The sequence below is a fragment of the Paenibacillus doosanensis genome (genome assembly GCF_025060755.1).
Classification (GTDB): Bacteria; Bacillota; Bacilli; order Paenibacillales; family NBRC-103111; genus Paenibacillus_S; species Paenibacillus_S doosanensis.
This window is the reverse complement of record NZ_JANYUY010000020.1, coordinates 72,103-96,800: the sequence shown is the minus strand read 5'-3', so window position 1 is coordinate 96,800 and position 24,698 is coordinate 72,103. Positions and strand designations below refer to the sequence as shown.

Sequence of the window (24,698 nt, the reverse complement as noted above, 5' to 3'; positions counted from 1 at the left end):
CAATGGATGCGATCGAGCTGCTGCAAGGGGCATACGATCTTCACGTTCATTCGGGACCCGATATTTTGGACCGTAAAGTGGACGATTTGGAGATGGCCGAACGTCTGGCCACACTAGGCATGAAAGGTTATGGCATCAAATCGCATTATTTTTGCACGGCGGAGCGGGCAAAAATCATCAACAAGCTGCATCCCGGATTTCATGCCGTCGGGGCGGTCGCATTGAATCATTCGATTGGCGGCTTAAACCCGCTGGCCGTAGAAATGGCGGCCCGCGGTGGAGCGAAAATCGTCTGGATGCCGACTTTTGACGCAGCCAACGAGCAGGAGCATTTTCACAAAAACAAGCCGGAAAAGCTGCCGCATTGGGCTAAGCTGCAAATGGAGCTGATCGCGCAGGGGAAAACGCAATCAAGCATATCGGTACTGGAGAACGGCAAGCTGAAGGCGGTTGTGCACGATATTTTGGATGCGATTGCACAGCATGACCTGGTGCTGGCAACGGGGCATTTGGGCATCGGGGAGATTTATGCCGTAGTCAAGGCGGCCAAACAGCATAAGGTCCGGAAAATCGTCATCACACACCCGAATTTCCCTTCCATCCGTTTGTCCAAGGAGCAGCAGAAGGAATTGACGGGGCTGGGCGCTAGGATGGAGTTTTGCTTTACGACGCCGCATTCGGGGAAAACGACCTGGGACGAAGTGTACGAGCAAATCCGTTATGTAGATCCGGCAAATTGCATCATTTCCACCGATCTCGGACAACCGAACGGACCGTATCCCGATGAAGGGCTGCGCATCTTTGTCGCCAATTTGCTTGCCAACGGTTTTACTGTGCCGGAAATTAAACAAATGACCGCCGTCAATACCGCTTTTTTGGTTGAAAGCTAGGCTAAATTTGATTAATACTGCTGGAGGGAATTATGGATATGATCGATTCCAATGTGAATGTGCTTGTTGTCAGCGCTCATGCCGCCGATTTTGTCTGGAGAGCCGGGGGTGCGATCGCCAAATATGTAAAGCACGGAGCCAACGTGTCTTTGGTCGTTTTGAGTTACGGAGTAAGAGGGGAATCCAACGATTTATGGAACGTTCCGGGGCAGACCGCAGACAATGTAAAAGCGGTCCGCCGCAGCGAGTTGGAACAAGCGGCCCGGCATTTGGGCGTAAAAGATATCGAGCTATGGGATTTTGAAGATTACCATATGCAAATTACGGAAGAACGCATGGAACGGCTTACCAAAAAAATCCGGGAAGTAAGGCCGCATCATATTATTAGCCACGGACCGAAAGACGCCTTTAATCCGGATCACGAGACGGTTTCCGACTACGTGTTCAGAGCCAGCGTGCTTTCTACGTCCAACGGCGTGCAGCTGGAAGGCTATCCGACAGCGAAGCAGGCGCGGTTGTTCGGTTTCGAGCCGCATCAATCGGAAATCAGCGATTTCAAACCGGACGTTATTCTGGACATTACGGAAGTGTACGCTCAGAAGGAAGCGGCGATGAACTGCTTTAAAGCCCAGCAGCATCTGATCGACTATTACGGGGCCAAAGCGAAGCTGCGCGGAAATCATGCACGCCGCTGCTCGGGCAATAACGAATACAAATACGCCGAGGCGTTCAGCCGGTTTTTCCCGTATGTCGGAGGTGAGCTGGTCTGATGCAAAAATATGTCGTTCGCAACATCGACCGGCCGGCGCAAGACATTGTGGACCAATACGCCGAGCTTGACACTTCGACTCTGTACGAAGCTCAGGGCAAGATCGGCTTGATGAGCTCGTCGCTGAAGCCGATTCAGCAAAACCGCAAAATATGCGGCCCGGCGGTAACCGTCATTTGCCCTGCCGGGGATAATCTGATGATCCACGCGGCCATCGAGGTATGCAAGCCTGGCGATGTGCTTGTGATTACAACATTGGGCGACAGCGAACACGGCATGATCGGCGAGCTGATCGTCAGAGCGCTGATGAAGCGGGGAGTTCAAGGCGTCGTCATGGCTGCCGGCATCCGCGACGCGGCGCAGCTGCGAGAACTGTGCTTCCCGGTATGGACCCAAGCGGTTCATTCGCAAGGAACGACGAAAAACCGGGGAGGCTGGGTCAACGCTCCCGCCGTTTGCGGAGGCGCTCTGGTAGCGCCTGGCGACCTGATCATGGCCGATGACGACGGCGTCGTTGTGGTCAAGAAAGGGGATTTACTGTCCTCTCTGGAGGCATCCAGGCTGCGTCTGCAAAAAGAAGAAGGCACGAAGGAGAAAATTGCCCGGGGCGAGCTGAGCCTCGATTTCTACGGCTTAAGAGAAACGCTCGCGCGCGAGCACGTCGTCTACTACGAGAACGAATCCGAGCTGCCCGGATAGCGGCTTCGAGCTTGTTCATCCTAAGCTGCCGGCTGCGAAATGCATGGCGGTTAGCCCTAATCGGGCTTCATAACCAAAGCGCTTATCGGCGCAGCCGTTGACCCTGCCTGCGTCCACTTTACAATAGTCCAACTTGAGCGGAACTTTCTCCATTCACAACAAAATGCTTTCCCTAGTATAGTTAGGTTAAACGTCGTAGCGTATTCAATACGTATACGAGGCCGGATTTGCCGGCGCAATAACTAGGAGGGGGATTTACCGATGTTGTTTAAGAAAGGGCTTACAGCAGGAGTCAGCGCATTGCTTGCCGTTAGCTTGGCTGCTTGCGGAGGAAGCGACGGCGGGCATAAAGAAGCCGCAAAAGGAGATGCGGTTAATAACGCATCCAAAGAAAAAGTTACACTGCGTTTCGCTTATTGGGGCGGGGAGCTGCGCAACAAGAAGTATACGCAGACGATCGCCGACTTCGAGAAAAAGTATCCGAACATCAAAATCGAGCAGGAGTTTGCCGACAGCAATCCGTATTACGACAAGCTGGCTGTGCAGGCGGCCGGGGGCAATATGCCGGACGTCATGAGCTTGCAGGTGACAAGGTATATGGATTACGCCAATCGCAACCAGCTGCTGCCGCTCGACGATTACATTCAGTCGAAGACGATCGACGTGTCTGATTTTACCCAGAAAATGATCGACGCCGGTAAAGCGGACGGCAAAATTGTGATGGTTGCCAACGGCAACACCTCAAAAAGCTTGTTTTACAATGCCGATTTGCTAAAAAAATATAACGTGCAGCCGCCGAAATTCGATATTTCATGGGAAGAATTTGCGGCCAAAGGAGCCGAATACAAAAAAGCGGTGAACAACCCGGATCTTTATTTTGTCGAAGACCCTTCCGGGATTGATGCGGGCAAAGAAATTTTCGGTTACTTCCTGCGGCAAAAAGGCAAGGACGTGTATTCCAAGGACGGTAAGCTGGGCTTTGAAAAGCAGGATATGATCGAATGGTTCCAATATTGGGACAAGCTGCGCAAGGAAGGCATCATTCCTCCGGCAGCTTTGACGGCCGAATATAAGGGCAAATCGCATCAGGAATCGATGATTGTCAAGGGCATGGTAGCGGCGACGTTGTCCGCGGGAGGCAGCAGCAATCTGCCGATCTACCAGACGTATATGAAGGATCAGCTGGAATTCGGCAGGGTGCCCACGAATCCGGGCGGCAAAAACGGGGAAGACATCGGCGGCTTGTTCCTGGCGATCGGCGCCAAATCGAAATATCCGAAGGAAGCGGCGTTGTTTGTCAACTATTTGATCAATGATGTGGACGGCGCCAAGCTGTTTAAAATCGATGTCGGCCCAAGCCCTTCCAAAAAAATCAACGAAGCGGTCAAACAGGTGCTTGAGCCGGCCGGCGTCAAAATGATCGAATTCCAGCAAAAAGCGAACGAATATTTCAGCGTTCCGAATACTCCGCCGGCAGGCAACAATGAGATTTTCAAGCAGGTAACGGTCACAAGCGAAGCGATTGCGTTCGGCAAAAAAACAATTGAGAAAGCCGTCGATGATTTCTTCAACGAGGCGAACAAAATATTAAAGTAACGGACCGATCAGACAGAATGGGCGGCTGCGCGTTCTGTCAGTTTTAAAACAGGAGTGGACGAGATGCGCATAAGCAGCTTTTTGAAAAAAGACGGGATCGGGTACTTGTTTTTGAGCCCTTGGATCATCGGCATGTTGGCTTTTACTTTTATTCCCATCGTATTTTCGCTTTATTTTTCCTTCACGGATTACGAAATGTTCAATTCGCCGAAGTGGGTCGGCCTGGACAATTACAAGAACATATTTACTAACGACGAGCAGTTTCTGGAAGCGTTAAGCGTCACATTCCGCTACGTGCTGATCGCGGTTCCGCTGGAGCTTGCCTTTGCGTTATCCATCGCGCTGATGCTGAATAAAGGGCTGGCAGGCTTACGGATTTACCGTGCGGTTTATTACATCCCTTCGCTGTTTGGAGGAAGTGTGGCGATTGCGCTGCTCTGGCGGCAGGTGTTTGGGGCGAAGGGCTTGTTTAACGTGGTGCTCGGATATTTTGGCCTTGACGGGGTCAGCTGGATCGCAACGCCGGAGTACGCCTTGTATACATTAATCGCGCTGAAAATATGGCAGTTCGGTTCGCCGATGATCATTTTCCTCGCAGGCCTGCAGCAAATTCCGACCGAGCTGTACGAAGCGGCGGCGATCGACGGCGCCGGCAAGCGGTCGCAGTTTTTCCGGGTGACGATTCCGATGCTGACGCCGATCATATTTTTTAATTTGGTCATGCAGATCATTCACGCTTTCCAGGCGTTTACACCGGCATACGTCGTCAGTGGCGGCACTGGCGGACCGCTGAACTCCACGTTGTTTTATACGCTGTATTTGTATCAAAAAGGGTTTGTCAGCTTCCAGATGGGATATGCGTCGGCATTGGCCTGGATATTGCTGGTCATCATCGCCATTTTCACCTGCTTGACGTTCCTGTCGTCGAAAAAGTGGGTGCATTATGAATAATATGCCGAATCAGCTCGTACGCCATGTCGTCAACATCGCGGTTTCCGCGATCATGCTGTATCCGCTCATCTGGATGCTGAGCAGCTCGTTTAAGCTGCCGGAGCATATTTTTACCGATAAAGGGCTATGGCCGGAGCATTTTACGCTGAACAATTACATCGCGGGCTGGAAAGGTCTCGGCTCGCAAACGTTCGGTCTGTTTTTCAGCAATTCGCTGATCGTAAGCGGCTTGTCGATTGCCGGGAACGTGGTATCGTGCTCGCTTGCTGCTTATGCCTTTGCCCGGCTGGAATTCCGCTTCAAGACTCCTTTGTTCGCTTTGATGCTGATGACGATGATGCTGCCGCACCATGTGACGATTATTCCGCAATATGTCATCTTCAACAAGCTCGATTGGATCAATACGTTTTTGCCGCTTGTCGTGCCGAAATTTACGGCTGCGGAAGGATTTTTCGTCTTCCTGATGGTGCAGTTCATCCGTAACATTCCCCGCGAGCTCGATAAAGCGGCGATCGTCGACGGCTGCGGCCCGATTCAAATCTATTGGCGGCTCATCCTGCCGCTTGCGCTTCCGGCGCTCGTTACGACGGCGATCTTCACGTTTATATGGACGTGGAACGACTTTTTCAGCCAAATCATTTATTTGAGCAAAACACAAAAGTTTACCGTTTCGCTCGGGCTTCGCGTCTTCCTGGATTCAAGCGGCGAATCGAGCTTCGGCTCGCTGTTTGCAATGTCGGTGCTGTCACTTGTGCCGGTGTTTACGATCTTTGTGTTTTTCCAGCGTTTTCTGATCGAAGGACTTACTTCGGGCGGAGTTAAGGGATAGGGTTATCCGATGAAGTGCGAGAATACTTGTTCCATGACAAAATGAACATGATCAACGAAAACAATAGGGGTGACCTTGCAATGCAACTTGGATTTATCGGTTTTGGAGAGGCGGCTTTTTCGATCTCGTGCGGGCTGAAGGAGCAGGGCATCGGCGATCTCGTAGCTTACGATCCGGTGTGGGACCACCCGACGTACGGCGCGCAGGTGCAGGGCCGGGCGGAAACCGCGCAGGTGGAGCTGGCGAAGACGCCGGAGGAGGTGCTGCGGCGCGCGAACGTGCTGATCGTGGCCGTTCCGGCGGATAAGGCGCTCGGCGTAAGCGAGACGGTGAAGCCGCATTTGAAAGCCGGCGATTTGTATATCGACGTGTCGGCGGCCAGCCCAAAAGTAAAAAAGGCGATCTGGGAGACGATCGGGGAAACGGGAGCGGCTTTGGTCGATGCGGCGATGGTCGGCGCTTTGCTTGTCGATAAGCACAAGGTGCCGATCTTGGCCAGCGGCAGCGGAACGGACCGGTTCATGGAGCTGATGACGCCGCTTGGCATGAATATTACGAAGGTCAGCGAAACTCCCGGCGACGCCAGCGCGATTAAGCTGATCCGCAGTATTTTTATGAAAGGCTTTGCCGCGCTTGGCATCGAGCTGCTGGAAGCCGCACATCATTTTAATGTGGAGCAGCTTGTCATCAGCGGCATCAGCGATTCGCTGGACGGCAAAAGCTTCGAATGGTCGCTCAACCGGATGGTTACGGGCACAGCCATTCATGCGCAAAGAAGAATCGTCGAGCTGGAAGGCTCGATCGAGATGCTGCGGGAATCGGACATCGACTCGGTTATGTCCGAAGCGGTCAAGGCGAAGCTGAAGCGGGTTGCGTCTCACCAATTAAAGGAGAAATTCCAAGGCGTCATACCCGGCAGCTGGCTTGAGGTCATCGAAGCCATACGGCATTAAATCGGTCTGTCCATGCGCCATGTGACCACTGCGGCTGCAGCGCTGCTGCCTGTTCGGCAGGCAAATCGGCAATTTTCATTGTGCTTTTACGGCAACTTTTAGTATGATAGGATTAACGAGGCGGTGCTTGGTGCAAACGGGTACGCCTCTTGTCTTTTTTGTGAAAAAATGAAAGCGGCAACAATCCTGAAAAAAGGCGGTTGCATACGTACATGAGGCAGTGGAGATTAAAGCCGTTTTTATTTTGCTCGCTGGTGCTGTCGAATATATTATTTCTGATCGTCATTACGGTGGCGATTTATTTCAGTGTCAGCTATTATTTTACGAAGCAAATCAGCGAAGCCCGTCTGCAAGGGCTGCACAGCAATCAATTGCAGCTGATCGAAAGGCTGAAGGACATTGAAGGAACTGCCTTGACGATATCCACCCATCAGACGATGAAAGCGGTGCTGGAGGAAAACGGCGGCATCGATTTATACGAATACATAGTAATACAGCGCAATGTCAACGAGTGGCTGAGCACTTTCACTTTTATCAAACCGTTTATCAGCAGCGTACAGATTTTTACCGATCAATATGTGCAGTATCAGAGAATCGGCCCCGCCGGCAAAAATACGATCCTGCCTTTGGCCAAGCTGCCTGTGACCTTGTCTTTATTCGATAAAGTCGATGCGATCTGGATTCCCGCTCACCGGGACGGCATGCTGGAAAACAACGAAAATCCGGTCCTGACATACATTCTGAAAATATATAACAGGAAAGGCGGGACGGCCGGATTTGTGGCGATCAATCTCGATGAAAGTTCGCTCACCCGCTTGCTGTTCAGCGAAAATACGCTATCTTCCCCGACCAACCGCTCGCTGCTGCTGCTGGATGCCGGCAATCAAGTCATGTCCCGCATGTCTGCGCAGGTCAATTCGCAGCGGATGGATTCGTTCCAAGCTTATACGGCGGCCTTGGCGAGCGATGCCGGATTTAAGCCCGTCGAGCTGGACGGGAACAAATATTTGATGATCTTCACGAGCCAAAGCCAGGAGAAGTGGCGGATCGCGGAATTTCTGGAAAGCGACGAGCTGTACCGGGACGTCAATACGATCCGCAATATCGTGCTGCTGATCGGGGGAATCGTGCTGCTCTGCGTGCTTCCGGTAGCCTCCTATTTGGCCAGCCGCATGATTCGGCCTGTCCCGCTGCTGCTGAAAGGGTTCCAAAAAATCGAAAATGGCAATTTTGACGCGAATGTGGAGCAGTATTTTATCGTCGAATTTAATAAGCTCATTACCGGCTTCAACTATATGACCGGCCGGCTAAAAACGATGCTTGAAGAGCTGGAGCAGAAAAACCGGCTGAAGCACGATTTGGAGCTGATGGTGCTGCAAAGCCAGATCAATCCGCATTTTCTTTACAATACGCTGGATATGATCAATTGGGCGGCAGCGGTGAAAGGCAATACCGAAGTCAGCTTTATGGCCGCCCGGCTTGCCAAACTGTTCCGCATCAGCTTGAGCGGCGGCAGCACGTTTATCCCGCTCAAGGACGAGCTTGAGCATGCCCGGCTGTATGCGCAAATTCAGCAAACCCGGCTGGCGGATCGCTTTGTTTACAACGAACATATAGATTCTTCTTTTAAACAATATTATGTCCCGAAAATTATTTTGCAGCCGTTTATCGAAAATGCGATCATCCACGGTTTTTCCGGATTGCAGGAGGGACAAAAGGCCGAGGTCTCCGTATCCGCGGAGCGCATCGATGAGAATCGCTTCCAAATCGTCATTGCCGACAATGGGGTCGGGCTGAAGCAGTCCAGAGACGAAAGCGAAAGGCGCAAGACGAGCTCGCTTTATGTATCCGGCTCGGGGGGATACGGAATTAAAAACGTAAGAGAACGTCTCGAATTGTATTTGGGGGCGCAATACGGGCTCAGAATCGAAAACCGCGACGGCGGAGGGGTCAATATTGTGATGACGCTGCCTTATTTGGACTCATTCGAAAAGGCGAACCAGTTCAATAAATCGATATGAGATGTCAGAGCGATAATGCGAGAGGTGAAGCGCAATGAAGGTATTGCTGGTCGATGACGACGCATTTGTTGTGAACGGTCTAAAAAGCATGATCGGCTGGGAACGGTACGGTATCGACGAAATCGCGACGGCGTACGACGGAGAGGACGCCTGGCAGCAGTTTCAGCAGGGCAAGCCCGATCTGCTTATCACCGATGTGTATATGCCGAGAATGAACGGGCTTGAGCTGATCAAGCAAATAAGAACGGTGGATGCGGAGCTGCCGGTCGTCATTTTGAGCGGATACGGGGAATTCGACTACGCCAAGGAAGCGATCCATCTCGACGTGGCGCAGTACATTCTGAAGCCGGCGGTTTTTACGGAAATCGAGAACATCTTAAACGACGTGTTAAGCGAGAAAGCGCTCGCCGACAGGAAAAAGCAATATTTCAACGGCTTGCTTCAACAGCTTGAGCAAAGCGTTCCGATTTTGCGTGAACAGTTTTTATTCGATATGATCACCATCGGGATGAAGCGCAAAGATGCGGCGGACAGCAAAATTCAGTTTCTGCAGCTGGAGGAGAGCGTATTTCACGGCGGGCTCGTCATGAGCTTGCTGCTTCACCGCGAACGGAAGCGGAAAACCGAGCTGGAAAAAGATTGGCAGCTGTATAAGTTCGCCGTATACAATGTAGCGCAGGAGATCGTGGCAAAGGCGGGGCAAGGTTATGTGCTGCGTTATATGGAAGACCGGCTCTCCATCGTCATGTTCGGGGAGCGGGAAGAGACGCTGTCGAGAGCTCAACGGGTCGCGGAAGAGCTGATCGGGAGCATCGGCACTTATTTGGAGTTGAACGCAAATGTAGGCATCGGGCACTGGTACGGGGAGATGAGCTCGTATCCGTTGTCCTGCAAGGAATCGCGGGAGCTGCTGACGATGTCGGAATACGAGGGCTACCAGCAAATATTCGACGCCCGCCATGCCGGAGAATATCCCGGAGAAGCTTGGCCGGCGTACCCGCTTGAGCAGATTCGCCAGCTGTCCGAAGCGCTGCTGCGCAGCGATTTGCCTTACGTCATGCAGCGGTGGGCGAAAATCGAAGCGGCGCTGCTTCACGAACAGCGGTATTCGCTGAAATACGTCAAAACCGTATGCATCACGATGATCAACGCGCTTGTGTTGTCCTTCATGGAGGAGGGCACGGCCAAGCCGGAGTTGGGGCAGCTCGCCGGTTTTCTGCAAACGCTGCAATCGGCCCAGGACGAGCAATCGCTGATGAACCATATTTCGGACATGCTGAAGCAGCTGCACGGGCTGCTGGATCAAAAAAACGATGCCGGCAAGCAGCACACTTATGTGCAGTATGTAAAAAAGGCTGTCTCCGAGCAATATATGCACAATATTTCGTTCAGCCAACTGGCCGACGAGCTGCATTTGACAAGGAATTATTTGAGCGGCATCTTTAAAGCCGTGACCGGCGACAGCTTTTCCAATTATTTGTCGTTGTATAGAATTGAGCGGGCCAAAGAATTGATGAAAACGCAGCGGTACATGATCTACGAGATCAGCGAGATGGTCGGTTATTCCGACCCGGCTTACTTCAGCAGAATGTTTAAAAACGTGACGGGCATCAGCCCGACCGATTATACGCTTGGAAAATGAGGGGGAGGATCGCAATAGGGCGACCCTCTTTTTTTATTAGAAGTTGCTGCGGCGTTAACTTAACGAAACGTATCGTAACGAAACACCGGCGAAGAAGCACCGATCTTAGCGATTCAAAGCCGGGTCGGGCTTGCCAAGGAATTTCCAGAATGTTCCACCTAGCAGATCCTCGACATCGCGACGAATCTCTTCCTCTTCCAGGCGCCAGCCGGCAGCTAGCAGATCGCTGTATTTGTCGCAAAGCACTTTGGCGATAATTTCGCGCGAATGATCCCATTTATACAGCAGCTGATCGAGAATGCGGCAATCCGAATGCTGCGGAATAATGCTGCCGCCGAGCAGTTCAAGGCGCATACGGGTAATTTCTTCAATCAGACTCGGATTGTTCAGGAACCACCAGCAGCCGAAAATAAGCAGATTGCGGTTTTTGCGTGCGGTTACGGCGAGCTCGTGCTGGTTTTCGCGGGAAAGCATCGTCACGAGGAATTTGACGTCCTGATATTTGCTGACAATCCGCTCGACGGCTCCGATATCGCTCTTGCCGAGGCTGTCTCCGGCATCTTTCAACGAAGGGTTTACTTTGCGCTTAACCCCGATCATCATAGCGAACGGAATACTGGCTTCCCGAGCCACCGGAATGATGCACTCGTCGATGATGCGCACGCGCACGGAATTCTCGGGATAAGCAAAGTCGTTCGGCAGCGAAACGGCCATATACAGCGGGTTCATACGGGCGATCCAATCGCTGAGAAAGCGGCGGATTTCGGCCATCGTATCGCCGGACAAATCCGATGAAACGGCGTAGCCCTGCTCGGCCAGCTTGCTCCAGCTCGAATCCCACAGGTTCAGCAGCGGATCGATCCGGAGGGCCGCCAGAAAGCGCGGGTCGGTATTGCCGTTCTCCGCCCATTTGGAACGCTCGTAAGCATCGAACGGGTCGTTGGTCATGACGACGGTTTTCACTTTGGCCAGCTCCAAAATCCGGTCGATGTAGTCGGAAGCGCTGACCGATTCGAAATATTCGCGGTAGGCGTTCAAGTCGCGCGTCTTCAGGTCGAAGCCAAGACGATTCAGTACGGTCACGACGCCGCGGCATGCTTCGCTGTAAGGCGAATGCTCGATAAACAGCGTTTGCCAGATCAGATCGGCCTGCTCCCGCTTGCTCATGCTCCAGAAGGAGTCGTAGGACAACTCCGGACGGAAGCGGAACGTCTCCGCGATCAAATAATGATAGGTCAAGAGCTCGTCGACGCCCCAGAGCAGCAGATCGCCGAACGATTCGGCAAACAAATGCGTATGTATGTCCGTTACTTGCGTGCTGCGTACGGTTTCCTTGATGAAGGAAACGAGCTGATCTTCGGTATGAATCGTCATAATAAAGTGAACCTCCCGCAAAATAAGTTTATGTTAACGTGAACAATGAACTTATTATAACATTATTTTGCGATTAGGCATATACACATTCCATGTCAATCGGCCGGAATATCCTAGTTATGTATGAATCCAACAGGATAGGAGCCGATCCGATGGATAAGCCGACATCCATAGTCGTCATTCTCGTGCTCTTCGTATTGCTGGCGATGCTGCTGACGTTATTTTTGTAGCCGGTTTGCCGGATTCCCCGGCCAGCCTAAGGAAACCGCCCTCGCGCCGTTTCCTTCCCAGCAATGAAAACAGCCCTGCGCACCCGGCAGGGCGACAGGGCTGTTTTGGTTTAGACGGTCGCATTAGAAGCCTTTATATTGTGGTTCTTCGTTTTCCAGCTGTTGGATACGTCCGCTTACTTGATCTACGACGGATTGAGTCGTTTTGGCTGCTTGTTCGAACATCTTTTTAGCCTCTTGGTTTTGCGTGCTCAGAGCGAAAGTTTCCAGGCTCGCTTGAGCGCTTTTTAGAGAAGCCAGTGTCGTTTTTACGTTGGATGCTACGGTCATCTGTTTCACCTCCTCATGAATAAGTCAGATACTAATGTGCGCATTCCGCTGTCATCTAATAGCTGGGAGTAGCTGGTAAATTGTTTGGTAAAAATGGAAGCTGTCTCCTTTTATAACAATCGTCGTTTTAACAAATAATTTAATCGACAAGTAATCCGTTTTGGAAAAAAGGAGACATTAGGATGGATTGGTTACACATTGCACTCAGATCGCTTGGCGCCATCGCCGTGCTGTTTCTTATTACGCGCTTGCTGGGGAAGAAACAAATATCGCAGCTCACCTTTTTCGAATATATAACGGGAATTACTTTGGGAGAGCTTGCGGGGTTCATTTCAACGGATATCGAAAGCCACTACACCCTTGGCCTGACGGCCCTGCTGGTCTGGTTTATCGTCCCGTTTACCATCGAGCTTGTCACTTTAAAAAGCGTGACGCTGCGCAAATGGCTTGAAGGCAACGGAACGGTCATGATCAAGGACGGCAAAGTGATGGGGAAAAATCTGAAGAAGGAACGTTATTCGGCGGACGAGCTGCTGGAGCAGCTCCGCAAGAAAAGCGTATTTAACGTGGCGGACGTCGAATTTGCCGTTCTCGAATCGAGCGGAGAGCTGAACGTGCTGCTCAAAAAAGAAAACCAGCCGCTTACCCCCAAACATTTGGGAATCAAAGTCGGTCCCGAGAAGGAGCCTCAGACGGTGATTATCGACGGCAACATTATGGACGAGCCGCTCGCTACCGCGGGATTCAGCCGTGCATGGTTAAACGCCGAGTTGGAGAAAATAGGCGTTACCAAAGATAATGTGTTTCTCGGACAAGTGGATTCCTACGGCGCTTTGTTCGTCGATTTGTACGACGATATGCTGCAGGTTCCGGCCAATAACGAAAAGCTGCTGCTGCTGGCCAATCTCAAGAAGTGCGAGGCCGATCTGACGCTGTACGCTCTTGCAACCCAAAGCAAGGACGCCAAGGCGACGTACGAACAGTGCGTCAAGCAGCTGCGCGAACAAATTACCGTGCTGGTTCCTTTATTAAAACGTTGAGAAAGGAAGAAGAGCTATGGCTACGAAAGCGAAGCAAAAATTAACGTGGACGCAGCAAGAATATCAGGCGCTGGCCAAACGGAAGGAACCGGCAAGACCCGTCGTCAAAAACTGCTTGAGAGCTTTTTTGGTCGGGGGATTGATTTGCCTGATCGGACAAGGCTTCATGGAATTGTTCATGCGCGTCTTTGGCTTTACGGAGAAAACCGCCGGCAATCCGACCGTGGCGGTTCTTATTTTCATATCGGTGGTGCTGACCTGCTTTGGGGTGTACGACAAAATAGCCCAATGGGCCGGAGCCGGCTCGGCCGTTCCCGTTACCGGCTTCGCCAACTCGATGTGCTCGGCCGCGCTGGAACATAAGAGCGAGGGTATCGTGCTCGGCGTCGGCGCGAATATGTTCAAGCTGGCCGGCTCGGTCATCGTCTTCGGCACCGTAGCCGCGTTCGTTATCGGCATCATCCATCTGCTGTTTGGAATGGGGAGGTAACGAGTATGCTGCAGGGACATCAAAGCTGGATATTTCGCAACAAGCCGGTCATTCAGGCGACGGCAACGGTAGTGGGACCGGATGAAAGCGAAGGTCCGCTCGTCAACGATTTCGACATCGTGCACGGCGATCTGACGCTCGGACAAGATAGCTGGGAGAAAGCGGAGCGGCGGCTGATGGAGGAGGCCGGCAAGCTGGCGGTGGAAAATGCCGGGCTTACGAAGGAGCAGGTTCAGTTCTATGTCGGCGGCGACCTGATGAACCAAATTATTAGCAATACGTTCGCGGCGAGAACGATGAGCATCCCTTATATCGGCATCTTCGGCGCCTGCTCGACATCGATGGAAGGGCTGGCGGTCGCCTCGATGATCGTCGATTCGGGCTCCGCCAAATATGCGATGACCGGAACCTGCAGCCACAATTGCACGTCGGAGAAGCAGTTCCGTTACCCGACGGAATACGGCTCGCAGAAGCCGCCGACGGCCCAGTATACGGTGACCGGAGCCGGGGCGGCGGTGCTTGCCAGACATGGCGACGGACCGGTTGTCACTGGAGCGACCATCGGCAAGGTGGTGGATATGGGGATCAAGGACCCGTTCAATATGGGCGCCGCGATGGCTCCCGCCGCCGTCGACACGCTGCAGGCGCATTTTCGCGATTTTCACCGCGAGCCGGGCTATTACGATCTCATTGTCACGGGCGACTTGGCCAAGGTCGGATACGACATAGCCAACGAGCTGCTGGACAAGCATAAAGTGCCGATGAACCAAACGACATACAAAGACTGCGGGCTGATGGTTTACGATGTCGACAAGCAGGCGGTCATGGCCGGAGGCAGCGGCTGCGGCTGCTCGGCCGTCGTTACGTACGGACATATTATGAAGAAGCTGCGCAAAGGCGAGCTGAAGAAGGTGCTGGTCGTAGCGACGGGGGCCCTGCTATCCCCGCTGTCGTTCCAGCAAGGGGAGAGCATCCCATGTATCGCCCACGCCGTAGCTATAGAAAGCGGGGAGTGACCATGGATACGTTTATGCATTTTGTGTGGGCTTTTGTCATCGGCGGCGCGATCTGCGTCATCGGCCAGCTGCTGATGGATGTGGGCAAGCTGACGCCGGCCCATACGATGAGTACGCTGGTCGTAGCCGGAGCGGTGCTCGACGGCGTAGGCCTGTACGAACCGTTCATCAAGTTCGCGGGAGCCGGGGCGACCGTGCCGATTACGAGCTTCGGCAATTCGCTCGTTCACGGGGCGATGCAGGAGCTTAAAACCCACGGGCCCATCGGGATCATTACGGGAATTTTCGAGGTAACCAGCGCGGGAATTTCGGCGGCGATCATCTTCTCGTTTCTTGCAGCCTTGGTGTGCAGGCCGAAGGGCTGAGCCTTGGCCTTCCCGGGAAGCTGCCGCTGCAACCTTCTGAAGAATGTCGCGTATAAAATAATAAGTTTGTCTATCCAAGCCTCAAGGAGACGATCCTTGGGGCTTTTTGCTATGGCAGCGAGAATATGACAGATAATATGCCAAAATGTGTAATTTTACAAATAAATTTAGCATTTTTGCATGTATACGCCCAAATTTGAATCTTGTAAAATAGAATAAGGGCTTTCCAACTGCTGCTATAGAAAAGTTAAAACTACCCCGAGGAGGATCAGGATCATGGAGCCTACCGTAAGAGAAGATATACAGATTATTAAACGCATTCAAGCGAATTTGGAATCTTGCATCCTTGGCAAAACGGATGAAATCAAGCTTCTGTTAACGGCCATGCTGGCCGGAGGCCATGTTCTTCTTGAGGACGTTCCCGGAACGGGAAAAACGGTTCTGATCAAATCGCTTGCCAAATCGATCCGCGGGCAGTTCCGCCGTATCCAGTGCAATCCTGATTTACTCCCGACCGATATTACGGGGGTTTCCATATATCATCCGAGAGACGAGGTATTTATTTTCCGGCCGGGCCCGATTATGACGAATATTTTGCTTGCCGACGAGATCAACCGGGCGACGACCAAGACGCAATCCGCGCTGCTGGAAGCTATGGAAGAAGGCCATATTACGGTAGACGGCAATACTTATGAGCTGCCTCAGCCGTTTCTCATGCTGGCGACCCAGAATCCGATCGACTTTGAAGGCACTTACATGCTGCCGGAGGCGCAGCTCGACCGCTTCATGATGAAATTCAGCCTCGGCTATCCGGACGAAGCTACGGAAACGAAGATGATTATGTCGCAGAGCGTCGTTCACCCGATCGAGCAGCTCCAGCCTGTTGCGGGCGTCGAAGAAATAGGAGCTATCCAGCAGCGGGCCAGACTGGTTCATATGGATGATGCCGTAGCCTCCTATCTCGTGTCGATCATAAGGCAGACGAGAGAGCATCCGGCGATATTCCTGGGCGCCAGTCCGCGGGCTACGCTGGCGCTGGTACAGGCGTCCAAGGCGTACGCGCTGCTTCAGGAGCGGGATTATGTCATCCCCGACGATATTAAATATTTGGCGCCTTTTGTACTGGGACACCGGATTTTGCTGCATGCCGAGGCGCGTATGGACGGGGCGTCGGTGCATTCCGTCCTGCAATCGGTGTTTCAACAGGTGCGAGTGCCGATCCGATTGGAGAAATGAGCATGATGAGAGAATCATTCGTGCAAAAATGGACGGAACGCCCGCGGTTCAGCAAGCAGTTTTGGGCCGTGCTGATCAGCTTCTTCGGCAGTCTCGGGTTCTTGCTGTTTCAAGGCGGCAAGCTGGCCCTGATGCTCTTTGTGATCATGAGCGTGCTGAGTCTGTATTTGCTGCTCGGCCAATGGAGCGGCATCAAGCGCACGCAAGGGGCGCGGACGCTCGGCAGCATCGACCACGGAGGCGCGCTGGAAGCGGGCAGCACGCTCGGCGTAACGATTCACTTGCAAATTCCCGGCTTTTGGCCGATGCCGTATATTTTCGTCAAAGATCGGCTGTATCACCGCAACGGCAGCGAGCTTGAATTCGAAGCCACGATCGTGCCCGACTGGCGCCGCCGCGGCGAATGGGAATACCGGACGCCCGCTCTTCGGAGGGGCTCCTATACGTTCGGGGTGACGGAATGCGTGACGGAGGACGTATTCGGTTTGTTCGAGCATAGCGGCACTTTGAACTTGCCGTATAACATCGTCGTACTGCCGAAGACGGTAGCGATCCGCGAATGGCAGCAATTTCATCAGATGATGAAAGGCACCAATCATCATTCCACGACGACGCGCGCCGTCCGCGAGACGACGCAGATCAACGGCGTCCGCGAATACATTTACGGCGACAGGCTGTCCAGGATTCACTGGAATGCGACGGCCAAGACCGGCACGTGGAAATCGAAGGAGTTCGAGCGGGAATCGCTGCCCAAAACTTTTCTCGTGCTCGACCGGGAGCGCAAGGCGTACGGCGATCCCGAAACGTTCGAGCTGGCGGTATCGGTGGCGGCGTCGCTTTTTCAATACGGCGCAGCCCGCAGTCTGGCTCTCGGCCTTCTGTCGACCGGAGCGGATGACATTTACTTTGAGCCCAAGTCGGGCGGCAACCAGCAGAAGGCGGTGCAGCAGCATTTTATTCATGTCGAAGCGGACGGCGTCCACGCGTTGAAGCAGGTGCTCCGGGAGAAAGCGCAGAACCTCGTTCCGGGCAGCTTTGTCGCTCTTATCACGCCGGCGTACGGCGAATCGATGCTGCAAATCTGCAACTGGCTTAAGCAGCTTCAGCTCAATCCATGCCATCTTTGGCTCTGTTCGGAGCCGGATAAGAAGGAGCGGTGGCTTAAGCAGCTGCAATCCCGGGGAATCGCCGGTTACGCGATTCAATCGCTGCATGAGCTGTCCTCTTTGTTAGGAGGTCGAAGCGGATGAACGAATCGATGTCTTGGTGGCGGCGCGCGCTGTGGAGCAATTGGCCTCATCGGTTAACCGTATTGTTAGTCGGGTTGTTTATGCTGCAGTTTGTGTTCTGGTTTGCCAAAGAAGATCATTTATGGCTTCCGGAAACCGTTGTCGTCGTTGAACTGGTACTATTGATCATTTGTGTTGTCGAGCATGTGACCCGTCTTCATTGGGCGATTCGCGGCCTGATTCAGCTTATCGCGGTTATTGCGGTTCACGTTCAGGTGCTGCATGAATACGGCGTTATCGAGAAAATGAAACTGTCGAGCTTCTTCTCATCGAAATTATTTCTTAATTTATACAATTTGACTCCGTATTTATGGTTCGGCTTGGCGGCGTGGGCGGCTTACTTAACGCTAATCTGGTGGGTTGCGGCTAAATGGCGGGTCTATGTGCTGCTGGTCGCCAGCGTCGTCGCCATGTGTATCCGGGATTCGTTCTCCAGCGTCTACTTATGGCCGCAGGTGGCGATGACGGTCGGATGCGGCTTGTTTCTGCTGATCTTATGCCATTTCCAGTCGATGCGCCAAAAAGATCCGACCGCTTGGAGCTACTTGGCCGATTATCCGGCATCGATTGCCGTTCCGGTCATCCTGCTCATTAGTATGACGGTAGTCGTCGGCGCCATTATGCCCGAGGTAGGCCCGATGGTTACGGACCCGTATACGGCATGGCGCGCATACCGGGGCGAAGCGGTCAATTTCACGACGGGGAAGGGCGTGGAGGTAGCCGTCTCCGCGAGCGATACGTCTTCGGGCTACAGCCGCAGCGATGCAGCGCTCGGAAGCGGCTTCCAGTTCGATTACACCCCTGTTATGACGGTCGATACGACGCATCGCAGTTATTGGCGGGGGGAGACTCGCTCCTTGTATACCGGCAAGGGCTGGGAGCCCGGTGATTCCGATAGACGGTCGCTGACGACTTCCGTGCGGGCGGACAACACGCTGAGTCCCGATCCGCGCAAAGCCGGAAGCAAGCTAAAGACGATTGAAGTGAAGCAGGTCGTCAGTATTTTATCCGAGGATAAATATCCCGTGCTGTTCGGGGCGTTCGACATTCAGAAGGTCGAGGAAATGAACGGCGGCAAGACGGGTTTCGAATCTCTCTTATGGGCTCCTTCCCAGTCGGAGATTAGAATCAATCAACAGATGAGCCAGGCTTATCCCAAAACCTATACCGTCGTCTCTCAGATGCCGGTTATTGATGAGGAAGGCTTACGGCAGGCTCCCGAGGCCGCGAACCGGACGGATTTGGCGGAATATTTGCAGCTTCCCGATCATTTGCCGGCCCGCGTTCGCCAGTTGGCGGCGGATATTACGAAGGATGCGGCCGATCCGTACGATAAGGCGAAGGCGATCGAGCAGTATTTGCGCACTACTTATCCTTATACGAACAAGCCGGACTTGACCAAAGGAAAAAGCCGCGATTTCGTCGATCGCTTTTTGTTCGAGATTAAAGAAGGGTACTGCGATTATTACTCTTCGGCGATGGCCGTTCTCTCCCGTTCCGTCGGTCTGCCGACCCGTTGGGTGAAAGGCTACGCGTCAGGGCAATCGGCCTCCTATGACGAAATGTTCGGCATGTTCGGGGAACCGGAGATGACGGACCCCGACGCGGCCGGTGTGTACACCGTGCGCAATGCCGATGCGCATTCGTGGGTCGAGGTCTACTTTAGCGGCTGGGGCTGGATTCCGTTCGAGCCGACAAGCGGTTTCCTGCTTCCGCGCGCCGTGCCTCAAGAAGAGATTACCTTCGATACCTCTGCGGTTCCCGAGGCTGCGCCTGCCGCTCCCGAACCGACGGTGCTGGAGCGGCACGGTCTGAAAGCCGTGATCTCCGGTATTGTGCTGCTGGCCGCGGCGGCCGCCGCCTTCGTGCTGAAAAAGCTGCAAGTCGCCGAGCTGCTGCATGAGAAGCTGGAGCGACGCCGGGCGTCATTGCTGAAGCAAAAAGTAATTATAGAATGCGAAAGGCTGATTCGAATATGCAAGCGCAACGGCTACGTCCGTCATGAGCATGAAACGCTGCGCGAAGCGATCGGACGCTGGTCGCAGCAAAGCAAATGGATGAAGGCGGACCTTGAGCAGGTGTTAGGCACATTCGAGAAAGCCAAGTACAGCAACGCGGAAATAACCGAGCAAGATTGGCAGAGCACGGCAGCTATCGTCGAGAAGCTGCGCTCGCAATTTTAATATCCTTTTCAATCAAAAGAGACTTATGCCTTTTGCGGCATAGGTCTCTTTCTCTTATGCCGAAGAAAGAGAAAAGGAAGACTTCAAACCCGCTCCGCAGGATGAGGATGGATGGCATAGGTACAATCCTGGGGCGCATACATTTCCTGTAGAAGAAATGAGCAGCGGACATTACGGCGGGAGAAGGGATGCTGGTGAAAATCAATGCGGTGTTCGAAGGCGGCGGGGTGAAGGGCATTGCTTTGGCCGGGGCCGTTCAATCTGCGGAGCAAAGGGGGTTGACCTTCCATCAGGTGGCGGGGACGTCGTCGGGTGCCATCGTAGCTTCTCTGGTCGCTGCGGGCTATACGGCCGAGGAAATGAAGAAGGTTATTATCGCCACTCCGTTCAGCGCTTTTATGCAGCGTGCGCCCATATTCAATACGAAAGTGATCGGGCCGCTGGCCCGATTGTTTCTCAAGAAAGGGCTCTACTCCGGAGAAGCGCTTGAGCATTGGATTCATCAGCTGCTTCTTGCCAAAGGAATCAGGACGTTCGGGGATCTTAAGTGGAACCAGCTGCGTATTATCGCTTCCGATATATCCGACCGAAGGCTGCTGGTGCTGCCTGACGACATCGCTCAATACGGCATCGACCCTAAGCAGCTTCTCGTCTCCAAAGCGGTCAGAATGAGCACGAGCATCCCGTATTTCTTCGATCCGGTCATTATCCGCAAAGCTCCCGACAAGCGCAGGAAGAAAGAGGCTTTCGCCGACCAATTCGCTTATATCGTCGACGGCGGGCTGCTCAGCAATTTTCCGCTTTGGATATTCGATCAAGAGAACAGCTCGGCCATCGAGCAGCTTGTTCCGACGATCGGATTTCAACTGGTCGGCAGAGGGAGCGGGCAGCCGAACACGATCGTCGGACCGCTGACGATGTTCAAGGCACTGTTCTCCACGATGATGGAGGCGCACGACGAACGATATATCGAAGACGCGAATCGGTTCAGAACGATTAAAATACCGACGCTTGGCGTCAGTGTGACCGATTTCGATATCAGCAACGAAAAAAGTCTGGAGCTCTATGAAGCCGGCAAGCGGGCGGGCGATCATTTCTTCAATAAGTGGAAATTGAACGATTACAAGCAAGGCTACATGGAGCATGTGCTGCGCAAGCCGCAGAGCTGATCCGGCGCGCAAGAAAAAACCGGCGATCTGTCGCCGGTTTTTTGCCGTCTAATGATATTTGGGCGGTTCGTCCGAACTCCCTTTGTTGCCGTCGATGACGCGGAAGGTAGCATTGCGGGTGCGCCGGTCCTTGCTGCGTCCGCCCGCTCCTCCTTTGCCGGTGAATGCGGGTTTGCGCCAACGGCTTGGCGGATATTTATACAACAGGAAGATAACGCCGAATACCAGAATCGGTATGATGAGCGTCAACGCTTTAGAGGCGACCCCGATCAAGGCTAACCCTAAGATAACATAGGTGGCAATGGAATATCGCTGTTTCATCGCTGCTCCTCCTTTTGATCCATATTATGCTCTTGCTTGTTCGTCTAATTCCCTCATCCGGTTAAAAGAAGCGATCGATACTTCCACCATCGAGTTATCCGGCTGCTTGGTCGTCAGCATCTGAAGCCACAGCCCCGGGTATCCAAGATAACGGAGCACGGGCACTTCGCGCAGGCTGTTCGTGAAACGCAGCAGCTCGTAGGAAACTCCGATGACGACAGGGAGCAGAATGATGCGCTGTACGATCCGCTCCAGAAAGGAGTCGTAGGTGAACAAGGAATAGATGATGACGCCGACCAGCACCGTAAAGACGATAAAGCTGCTGCCGCAGCGGTAATGCAGCGTGCTGAACTTCTGCACGTTTTCCACCGTAAGCTCCACGCCCGCTTCGTAGGCGCTGATGACTTTATGCTCCGCTCCGTGATATTGAAACAATCGTTTGATCATCGGCGTGAGCGAAATGAAGTAAATGTAGCCGACCAGCAAAATAATTTTGATAAGGCCTTCCAGCAGGTTGTGTCCGATCTGATTTTGGAACGCTTTGGCGAACAACAGCTGCTCGATAGCCGGGGGAACGAGCGTAAACACGAATTTGCCGAACAAGAAGGACAAAATCCCGACGACGGCGACGCCGAGAATCATGGAAATGCGGCCTGCTACGGATTCCTTCTTCTCTTCCTTGGGCGCCGCGCCTTCGCCTTCCTCCTCGGCAAAAGCTTCCGCCGAAAAGTTCAGATGCTGCGCTCCTTTGGCGCTCGCTTCGACAATGCCGACGATGCCGCGGACAAACGGAATTTTTTTAAGCGTTCTTACCCAGCCGATCTCGGTTTTGGGCACTTCAAAAAAGTCAATCGAATTATCTTTTCGGCGGACGGCCGTAACGTTCACGCTTTGGCCACCAAACATGACCCCTTCGATCACGGCTTGACCGCCGTAAATTGCGCATGGCTGTTCTTTTGGTTGCGACAACGAGTACACCTTCTTCTGCTAAGGATAAAATGGATTCTTACATTATTGTATCGGATTCAAGGAGAGAATGCCACCGTTTAGGGGACAAATATTTGCATATACTAACGGTATGCGGCCGATAAGATGCGGAAAATTGTCGGCTTAACGCTTCTCAGGGCATCTAGGCGCTTATTCGCAAACTGATTTTAGGAGGAACCAGTATGGACAATAATGGTGAACGCCGTACGAACCGATGGTCGTTTGCAGTATATATCGGATTGTTTGCGGGTCTTATTTGGGGAGCGGTGAAAATGCTCGAACATTATTTGCATTTTACAAGCCTGCCTCCGGGATTTTTAGTGGAGCCTTTTTTCAAACGGTCGTTTTTGCTCAGTTTTCAGGGCTATCTGCTGGGCTGGCTCATTTTCATTTTGTTCTCGATCTTCGCCTCGCTGGTGTATACGCTGCTTTTGGCCAAAGCGAACGGCCCGTGGGCCGGAGTCGCGTACGGAGCGATATGGTGGATGCTTATTTTTCTGCTGATCGGCCCCGTTACGGGGATGATGAACTGGATCGCCTATCTGGATTGGAACACGATTATTACCGATTTCTGCCTGTTTATCGTATGGGGGTTGTTCATCGGCTACAGCATCTCTTTGGAATTTACAAGCGAGCATAAGAGAGAGCCTGTCGCCGGCGGGAACGCCGATCCTGCGCCGGAGTAACCGATTCCTGCAAAAAACAGTTCTCAAACAGAAGAAAGTTATGGTAAAATAATCGGGTGCGTTCTTTGGCACAGCATGTAAACTGGTGATGGAGGGACCGTCTTGAAACAAATATTGGTATTGAACGGTCCGAATTTGAACATGCTCGGCATCCGCGAACCCGGGGTTTACGGCTCCGTATCGCTGCACTCGATTGAACAACGATTGTTCAAGCTGGCCGGTGAGCTGGGTGTGGAGCTGGAATGCTACCAATCGAATCATGAAGGCGCTCTGATCGACAAGATCCATGAAGCCTATTCGGTCAAAGACGGCATTGTGATGAATCCGGGCGCGTTTACGCATTACAGCTACGCGATTCGCGATGCGATCAGCACCGTTCAGATTCCGACTATTGAAGTACATATATCGAACATTCACAAGAGAGAAGCGTTTCGCCATGTTTCGGTGATCGCTCCCGTAGCTGTAGGGCAAATCGCCGGCCTGGGCGTTGAGAGCTATGAACTGGGCCTGCGCGCCATAGTAAGCCATCTGAATGCTTTGGAGGGATGATCATGCAGCAAGCACGGATTGAACGGCTGCGCGCGCTGTTGCAGCAGCAAGGACTGCAGGCGCTGCTCATTACGAATGCGACGAACCGTATGTATATGACGGGCTTCACAGGCTCTTCCGGCGTCGTGCTGATCTCGGAGGCCAAAGCGTATTTGCTCACCGATTTCCGCTATATGACGCAGGCTCCGGCGCAGGCAGCGGGCTATGAAGTCGTAGAGCATGCCCCGAATCCGATGGATACCGTCAAGGAGCTGCTAACCAAGCAAGGAATCGGCAAAGTCGGCTTTGAGCAAAACGATATGACCTATGGGGCTTATCTCGGCACCGCCAAGGCGCTCGCCGGCATCGAGCTGGCGGCGACGGAAGGTTTGGTCGAGCAGCTGAGAATGATCAAGGACGAAGCGGAAATTGCCGTTATGCAGGAGGCGGCTGATCTGGCCGACCGCACGTTTACGCATATTTTGGGCTATTTGAAGCCGGGAGCCAAGGAAGCCGATATTGCGCTCGAAATCGAAATGTTCGTCCGCAGGAACGGGGCCGCTTCGACTTCGTTTGAGACGATCGTAGCTTCGGGAGAACGGTCCGCGCTGCCGCATGGCAAAGCAAGCGACCGCATCCTTCAGACGAATGAATTTGTCAAATTGGACTACGGCGCTTATTATAATAGGTATTGCTCCGATATTACGAGAACCGTCGTATTGGGAAAACCGACAGATAAACATAAGGAAATTTACAACATCGTGCTGGAAGCCCAACTGGAAACTCTGGATAAAATCAAGCCGGGGATGACAGGAAAGGAAGCCGATGCGATCGCCAGAGACATCATCGCCCGCTATGGATACGGCGACCACTTCGGACATGGCACCGGCCATGGGCTCGGGATGGAGATCCATGAAGCGCCGCGGCTGTCCAAGCAAGGGAATACGGTTTTAACGCCCGGCATGACTGTAACGGTAGAGCCCGGTATTTACTTGCCAGGCTTTGGCGGGGTTCGGATCGAGGACGACATCGTCATTACAGACACCGGAATTAAAATATTAACGAAATCAAGCAAAGACTTCATTGTCCTTGATTAACAACAAC

At 52.9% G+C, this 24,698-nt stretch carries 23 protein-coding genes and 1 pseudogene; 20 read left to right on the top strand and 4 right to left on the bottom strand.

Annotation, left to right across the window (positions count from 1 at the left end; all coding sequences use genetic code 11):
• Positions 1 to 2 precede the first annotated feature (2 nt).
• The 9 genes from N0M98_RS16030 to N0M98_RS15990 all read left to right on the top strand — a co-directional run bounded on the left by N0M98_RS16030 (position 3) and on the right by N0M98_RS15990 (position 10,350).
• On the top strand, positions 3 to 890 hold the full coding sequence (locus N0M98_RS16030; RefSeq protein ID WP_259618525.1) for a DUF6282 family protein: 888 nt from the start codon (positions 3 to 5) through the stop codon (positions 888 to 890).
• A 32-nt stretch (positions 891 to 922) separates the two neighbouring features.
• Positions 923 to 1,660 carry a PIG-L deacetylase family protein gene (locus N0M98_RS16025; protein ID WP_249864285.1) on the top strand — a complete coding sequence of 246 codons (738 nt, stop codon included), beginning with the start codon at positions 923 to 925 and terminating at the stop codon, positions 1,658 to 1,660.
• A complete protein-coding gene (locus N0M98_RS16020; RefSeq protein WP_259618524.1) occupies positions 1,660 to 2,358 on the top strand; it encodes a 4-carboxy-4-hydroxy-2-oxoadipate aldolase/oxaloacetate decarboxylase in 699 nt (232 codons plus the stop codon). Before N0M98_RS16025 ends, N0M98_RS16020 begins: the two co-directional genes overlap by 1 nt.
• Before the next feature lie 261 nt (positions 2,359 to 2,619).
• Entirely contained in the window at positions 2,620 to 3,954 is a 1,335-nt protein-coding gene (locus N0M98_RS16015; RefSeq protein ID WP_249864283.1) for an ABC transporter substrate-binding protein, read from the top strand.
• A 63-nt stretch (positions 3,955 to 4,017) separates the two neighbouring features.
• Positions 4,018 to 4,905 (top strand): carbohydrate ABC transporter permease, encoded by an 888-nt coding sequence (locus tag N0M98_RS16010; RefSeq protein WP_249864282.1) that lies wholly within the window; start codon positions 4,018 to 4,020, stop codon positions 4,903 to 4,905.
• Positions 4,898 to 5,734 (top strand): carbohydrate ABC transporter permease, encoded by an 837-nt coding sequence (locus N0M98_RS16005; protein WP_249864281.1) that lies wholly within the window; start codon positions 4,898 to 4,900, stop codon positions 5,732 to 5,734. The genes N0M98_RS16010 and N0M98_RS16005 overlap by 8 nt, the downstream gene beginning before the upstream one ends.
• Positions 5,735 to 5,814: 80 nt before the next feature.
• On the top strand, positions 5,815 to 6,687 hold the full coding sequence (locus tag N0M98_RS16000) for a DUF1932 domain-containing protein (RefSeq protein WP_259618523.1): 873 nt from the start codon (positions 5,815 to 5,817) through the stop codon (positions 6,685 to 6,687).
• Positions 6,688 to 6,899: 212 nt separating this feature from the next.
• On the top strand, positions 6,900 to 8,708 hold the full coding sequence (locus N0M98_RS15995) for a cache domain-containing sensor histidine kinase (protein WP_259618522.1): 1,809 nt from the start codon (positions 6,900 to 6,902) through the stop codon (positions 8,706 to 8,708).
• A gap of 34 nt (positions 8,709 to 8,742) precedes the next feature.
• Positions 8,743 to 10,350 carry a response regulator transcription factor gene (locus N0M98_RS15990; RefSeq protein WP_259618521.1) on the top strand — a complete coding sequence of 536 codons (1,608 nt, stop codon included), beginning with the start codon at positions 8,743 to 8,745 and terminating at the stop codon, positions 10,348 to 10,350.
• A 105-nt stretch (positions 10,351 to 10,455) separates the two neighbouring features.
• Here N0M98_RS15990 and N0M98_RS15985 read toward each other — a convergent pair whose 3' ends face one another.
• Together N0M98_RS15985 and N0M98_RS15980 are read right to left on the bottom strand one after the other, a co-directional pair.
• Entirely contained in the window at positions 10,456 to 11,724 is a 1,269-nt protein-coding gene (locus N0M98_RS15985; RefSeq protein ID WP_259618520.1) for a glucuronate isomerase, read from the bottom strand.
• Positions 11,725 to 12,077: 353 nt separating this feature from the next.
• Positions 12,078 to 12,284 carry a DUF1657 domain-containing protein gene (locus N0M98_RS15980; RefSeq protein ID WP_249864276.1) on the bottom strand — a complete coding sequence of 69 codons (207 nt, stop codon included), beginning with the start codon at positions 12,282 to 12,284 and terminating at the stop codon, positions 12,078 to 12,080.
• 182 nt (positions 12,285 to 12,466) lie between these two features.
• Between N0M98_RS15980 and N0M98_RS15975 the strand changes: the two genes are divergently transcribed.
• From N0M98_RS15975 to N0M98_RS15940, 8 genes and pseudogenes are all read left to right on the top strand, one after another.
• On the top strand, positions 12,467 to 13,324 hold the full coding sequence (locus N0M98_RS15975) for a DUF421 domain-containing protein (RefSeq protein WP_249864275.1): 858 nt from the start codon (positions 12,467 to 12,469) through the stop codon (positions 13,322 to 13,324).
• A 16-nt stretch (positions 13,325 to 13,340) separates the two neighbouring features.
• Positions 13,341 to 13,814: a stage V sporulation protein AC gene (gene spoVAC / locus N0M98_RS15970; protein ID WP_259618519.1), complete on the top strand. Its 474-nt coding sequence runs from the start codon at positions 13,341 to 13,343 to the stop codon at positions 13,812 to 13,814.
• 5 nt (positions 13,815 to 13,819) lie between these two features.
• Complete coding sequence (gene spoVAD, locus N0M98_RS15965; protein ID WP_249864273.1) at positions 13,820 to 14,830, top strand: stage V sporulation protein AD; 1,011 nt, start codon at positions 13,820 to 13,822, stop codon at positions 14,828 to 14,830.
• 14 nt (positions 14,831 to 14,844) lie between these two features.
• A complete protein-coding gene (gene spoVAE / locus N0M98_RS15960; RefSeq protein WP_249866198.1) occupies positions 14,845 to 15,195 on the top strand; it encodes a stage V sporulation protein AE in 351 nt (116 codons plus the stop codon).
• A 255-nt stretch (positions 15,196 to 15,450) separates the two neighbouring features.
• Positions 15,451 to 16,431, top strand: a pseudogene (locus N0M98_RS15955) (AAA family ATPase); the annotation flags it as partial.
• Positions 16,432 to 16,433: 2 nt separating this feature from the next.
• Positions 16,434 to 17,681: a DUF58 domain-containing protein gene (locus N0M98_RS15950; RefSeq protein WP_249864271.1), complete on the top strand. Its 1,248-nt coding sequence runs from the start codon at positions 16,434 to 16,436 to the stop codon at positions 17,679 to 17,681.
• Entirely contained in the window at positions 17,678 to 19,903 is a 2,226-nt protein-coding gene (locus N0M98_RS15945; protein WP_249864270.1) for a transglutaminase TgpA family protein, read from the top strand. The genes N0M98_RS15950 and N0M98_RS15945 overlap by 4 nt, the downstream gene beginning before the upstream one ends.
• Before the next feature lie 194 nt (positions 19,904 to 20,097).
• Positions 20,098 to 21,072, top strand: a complete 975-nt coding sequence (locus N0M98_RS15940) for a patatin-like phospholipase family protein (RefSeq protein WP_259618518.1) — start codon at positions 20,098 to 20,100, stop codon at positions 21,070 to 21,072.
• 48 nt (positions 21,073 to 21,120) lie between these two features.
• Here N0M98_RS15940 and N0M98_RS15935 read toward each other — a convergent pair whose 3' ends face one another.
• Positions 21,121 to 21,393, bottom strand: coding sequence for a hypothetical protein (locus tag N0M98_RS15935; RefSeq protein ID WP_259618517.1), 273 nt, complete (start codon positions 21,391 to 21,393; stop codon positions 21,121 to 21,123).
• Positions 21,394 to 21,417: 24 nt separating this feature from the next.
• Positions 21,418 to 22,299, bottom strand: coding sequence for a DUF1385 domain-containing protein (locus N0M98_RS15930; protein WP_259618534.1), 882 nt, complete (start codon positions 22,297 to 22,299; stop codon positions 21,418 to 21,420).
• A 263-nt stretch (positions 22,300 to 22,562) separates the two neighbouring features.
• On the opposite strand from N0M98_RS15930, the gene N0M98_RS15925 reads away from it, so the two are divergent.
• From N0M98_RS15925 to N0M98_RS15915, 3 genes are all read left to right on the top strand, one after another.
• Positions 22,563 to 23,066, top strand: coding sequence for a YqhR family membrane protein (locus N0M98_RS15925; RefSeq protein WP_249864267.1), 504 nt, complete (start codon positions 22,563 to 22,565; stop codon positions 23,064 to 23,066).
• Between the two features lie 102 nt (positions 23,067 to 23,168).
• On the top strand, positions 23,169 to 23,615 hold the full coding sequence (gene aroQ, locus N0M98_RS15920; protein WP_249864266.1) for a type II 3-dehydroquinate dehydratase: 447 nt from the start codon (positions 23,169 to 23,171) through the stop codon (positions 23,613 to 23,615).
• Positions 23,616 to 23,617: 2 nt separating this feature from the next.
• A complete protein-coding gene (locus N0M98_RS15915) occupies positions 23,618 to 24,691 on the top strand; it encodes a M24 family metallopeptidase (protein WP_249864265.1) in 1,074 nt (357 codons plus the stop codon).
• Positions 24,692 to 24,698: the final 7 nt, after the last annotated feature.

Bases quoted from the DNA above. Each gene is read 5' to 3' on its own strand.
- N0M98_RS15975 (WP_249864275.1), top strand. From the start codon at position 12,467: ATGGATTGGTTACACATTGCACTCAGATCGCTTGGCGCCATCGCCGTG.
- spoVAC (WP_259618519.1), top strand. From the start codon at position 13,341: ATGGCTACGAAAGCGAAGCAAAAATTAACGTGGACGCAGCAAGAATAT.
- spoVAE (WP_249866198.1), top strand. From the start codon at position 14,845: ATGCATTTTGTGTGGGCTTTTGTCATCGGCGGCGCGATCTGCGTCATC.
- N0M98_RS16025 (WP_249864285.1), top strand. From the start codon at position 923: ATGGATATGATCGATTCCAATGTGAATGTGCTTGTTGTCAGCGCTCAT.
- N0M98_RS15980 (WP_249864276.1), bottom strand. From the start codon at position 12,284: ATGACCGTAGCATCCAACGTAAAAACGACACTGGCTTCTCTAAAAAGC.
- N0M98_RS15915 (WP_249864265.1), top strand. From the start codon at position 23,618: ATGCAGCAAGCACGGATTGAACGGCTGCGCGCGCTGTTGCAGCAGCAA.
- N0M98_RS15990 (WP_259618521.1), top strand. From the start codon at position 8,743: ATGAAGGTATTGCTGGTCGATGACGACGCATTTGTTGTGAACGGTCTA.
- N0M98_RS15925 (WP_249864267.1), top strand. From the start codon at position 22,563: ATGGACAATAATGGTGAACGCCGTACGAACCGATGGTCGTTTGCAGTA.
- spoVAD (WP_249864273.1), top strand. From the start codon at position 13,820: ATGCTGCAGGGACATCAAAGCTGGATATTTCGCAACAAGCCGGTCATT.
- N0M98_RS15935 (WP_259618517.1), bottom strand. From the start codon at position 21,393: ATGAAACAGCGATATTCCATTGCCACCTATGTTATCTTAGGGTTAGCC.
- N0M98_RS16030 (WP_259618525.1), top strand. From the start codon at position 3: ATGGATGCGATCGAGCTGCTGCAAGGGGCATACGATCTTCACGTTCAT.
- N0M98_RS16005 (WP_249864281.1), top strand. From the start codon at position 4,898: ATGAATAATATGCCGAATCAGCTCGTACGCCATGTCGTCAACATCGCG.
- N0M98_RS15950 (WP_249864271.1), top strand. From the start codon at position 16,434: ATGATGAGAGAATCATTCGTGCAAAAATGGACGGAACGCCCGCGGTTC.
- N0M98_RS15985 (WP_259618520.1), bottom strand. From the start codon at position 11,724: ATGACGATTCATACCGAAGATCAGCTCGTTTCCTTCATCAAGGAAACC.
- N0M98_RS16010 (WP_249864282.1), top strand. From the start codon at position 4,018: ATGCGCATAAGCAGCTTTTTGAAAAAAGACGGGATCGGGTACTTGTTT.
- N0M98_RS16000 (WP_259618523.1), top strand. From the start codon at position 5,815: ATGCAACTTGGATTTATCGGTTTTGGAGAGGCGGCTTTTTCGATCTCG.
- N0M98_RS15995 (WP_259618522.1), top strand. From the start codon at position 6,900: ATGAGGCAGTGGAGATTAAAGCCGTTTTTATTTTGCTCGCTGGTGCTG.
- N0M98_RS16020 (WP_259618524.1), top strand. From the start codon at position 1,660: ATGCAAAAATATGTCGTTCGCAACATCGACCGGCCGGCGCAAGACATT.
- N0M98_RS15930 (WP_259618534.1), bottom strand. From the start codon at position 22,299: ATGTTTGGTGGCCAAAGCGTGAACGTTACGGCCGTCCGCCGAAAAGAT.
- N0M98_RS16015 (WP_249864283.1), top strand. From the start codon at position 2,620: ATGTTGTTTAAGAAAGGGCTTACAGCAGGAGTCAGCGCATTGCTTGCC.
- N0M98_RS15945 (WP_249864270.1), top strand. From the start codon at position 17,678: ATGAACGAATCGATGTCTTGGTGGCGGCGCGCGCTGTGGAGCAATTGG.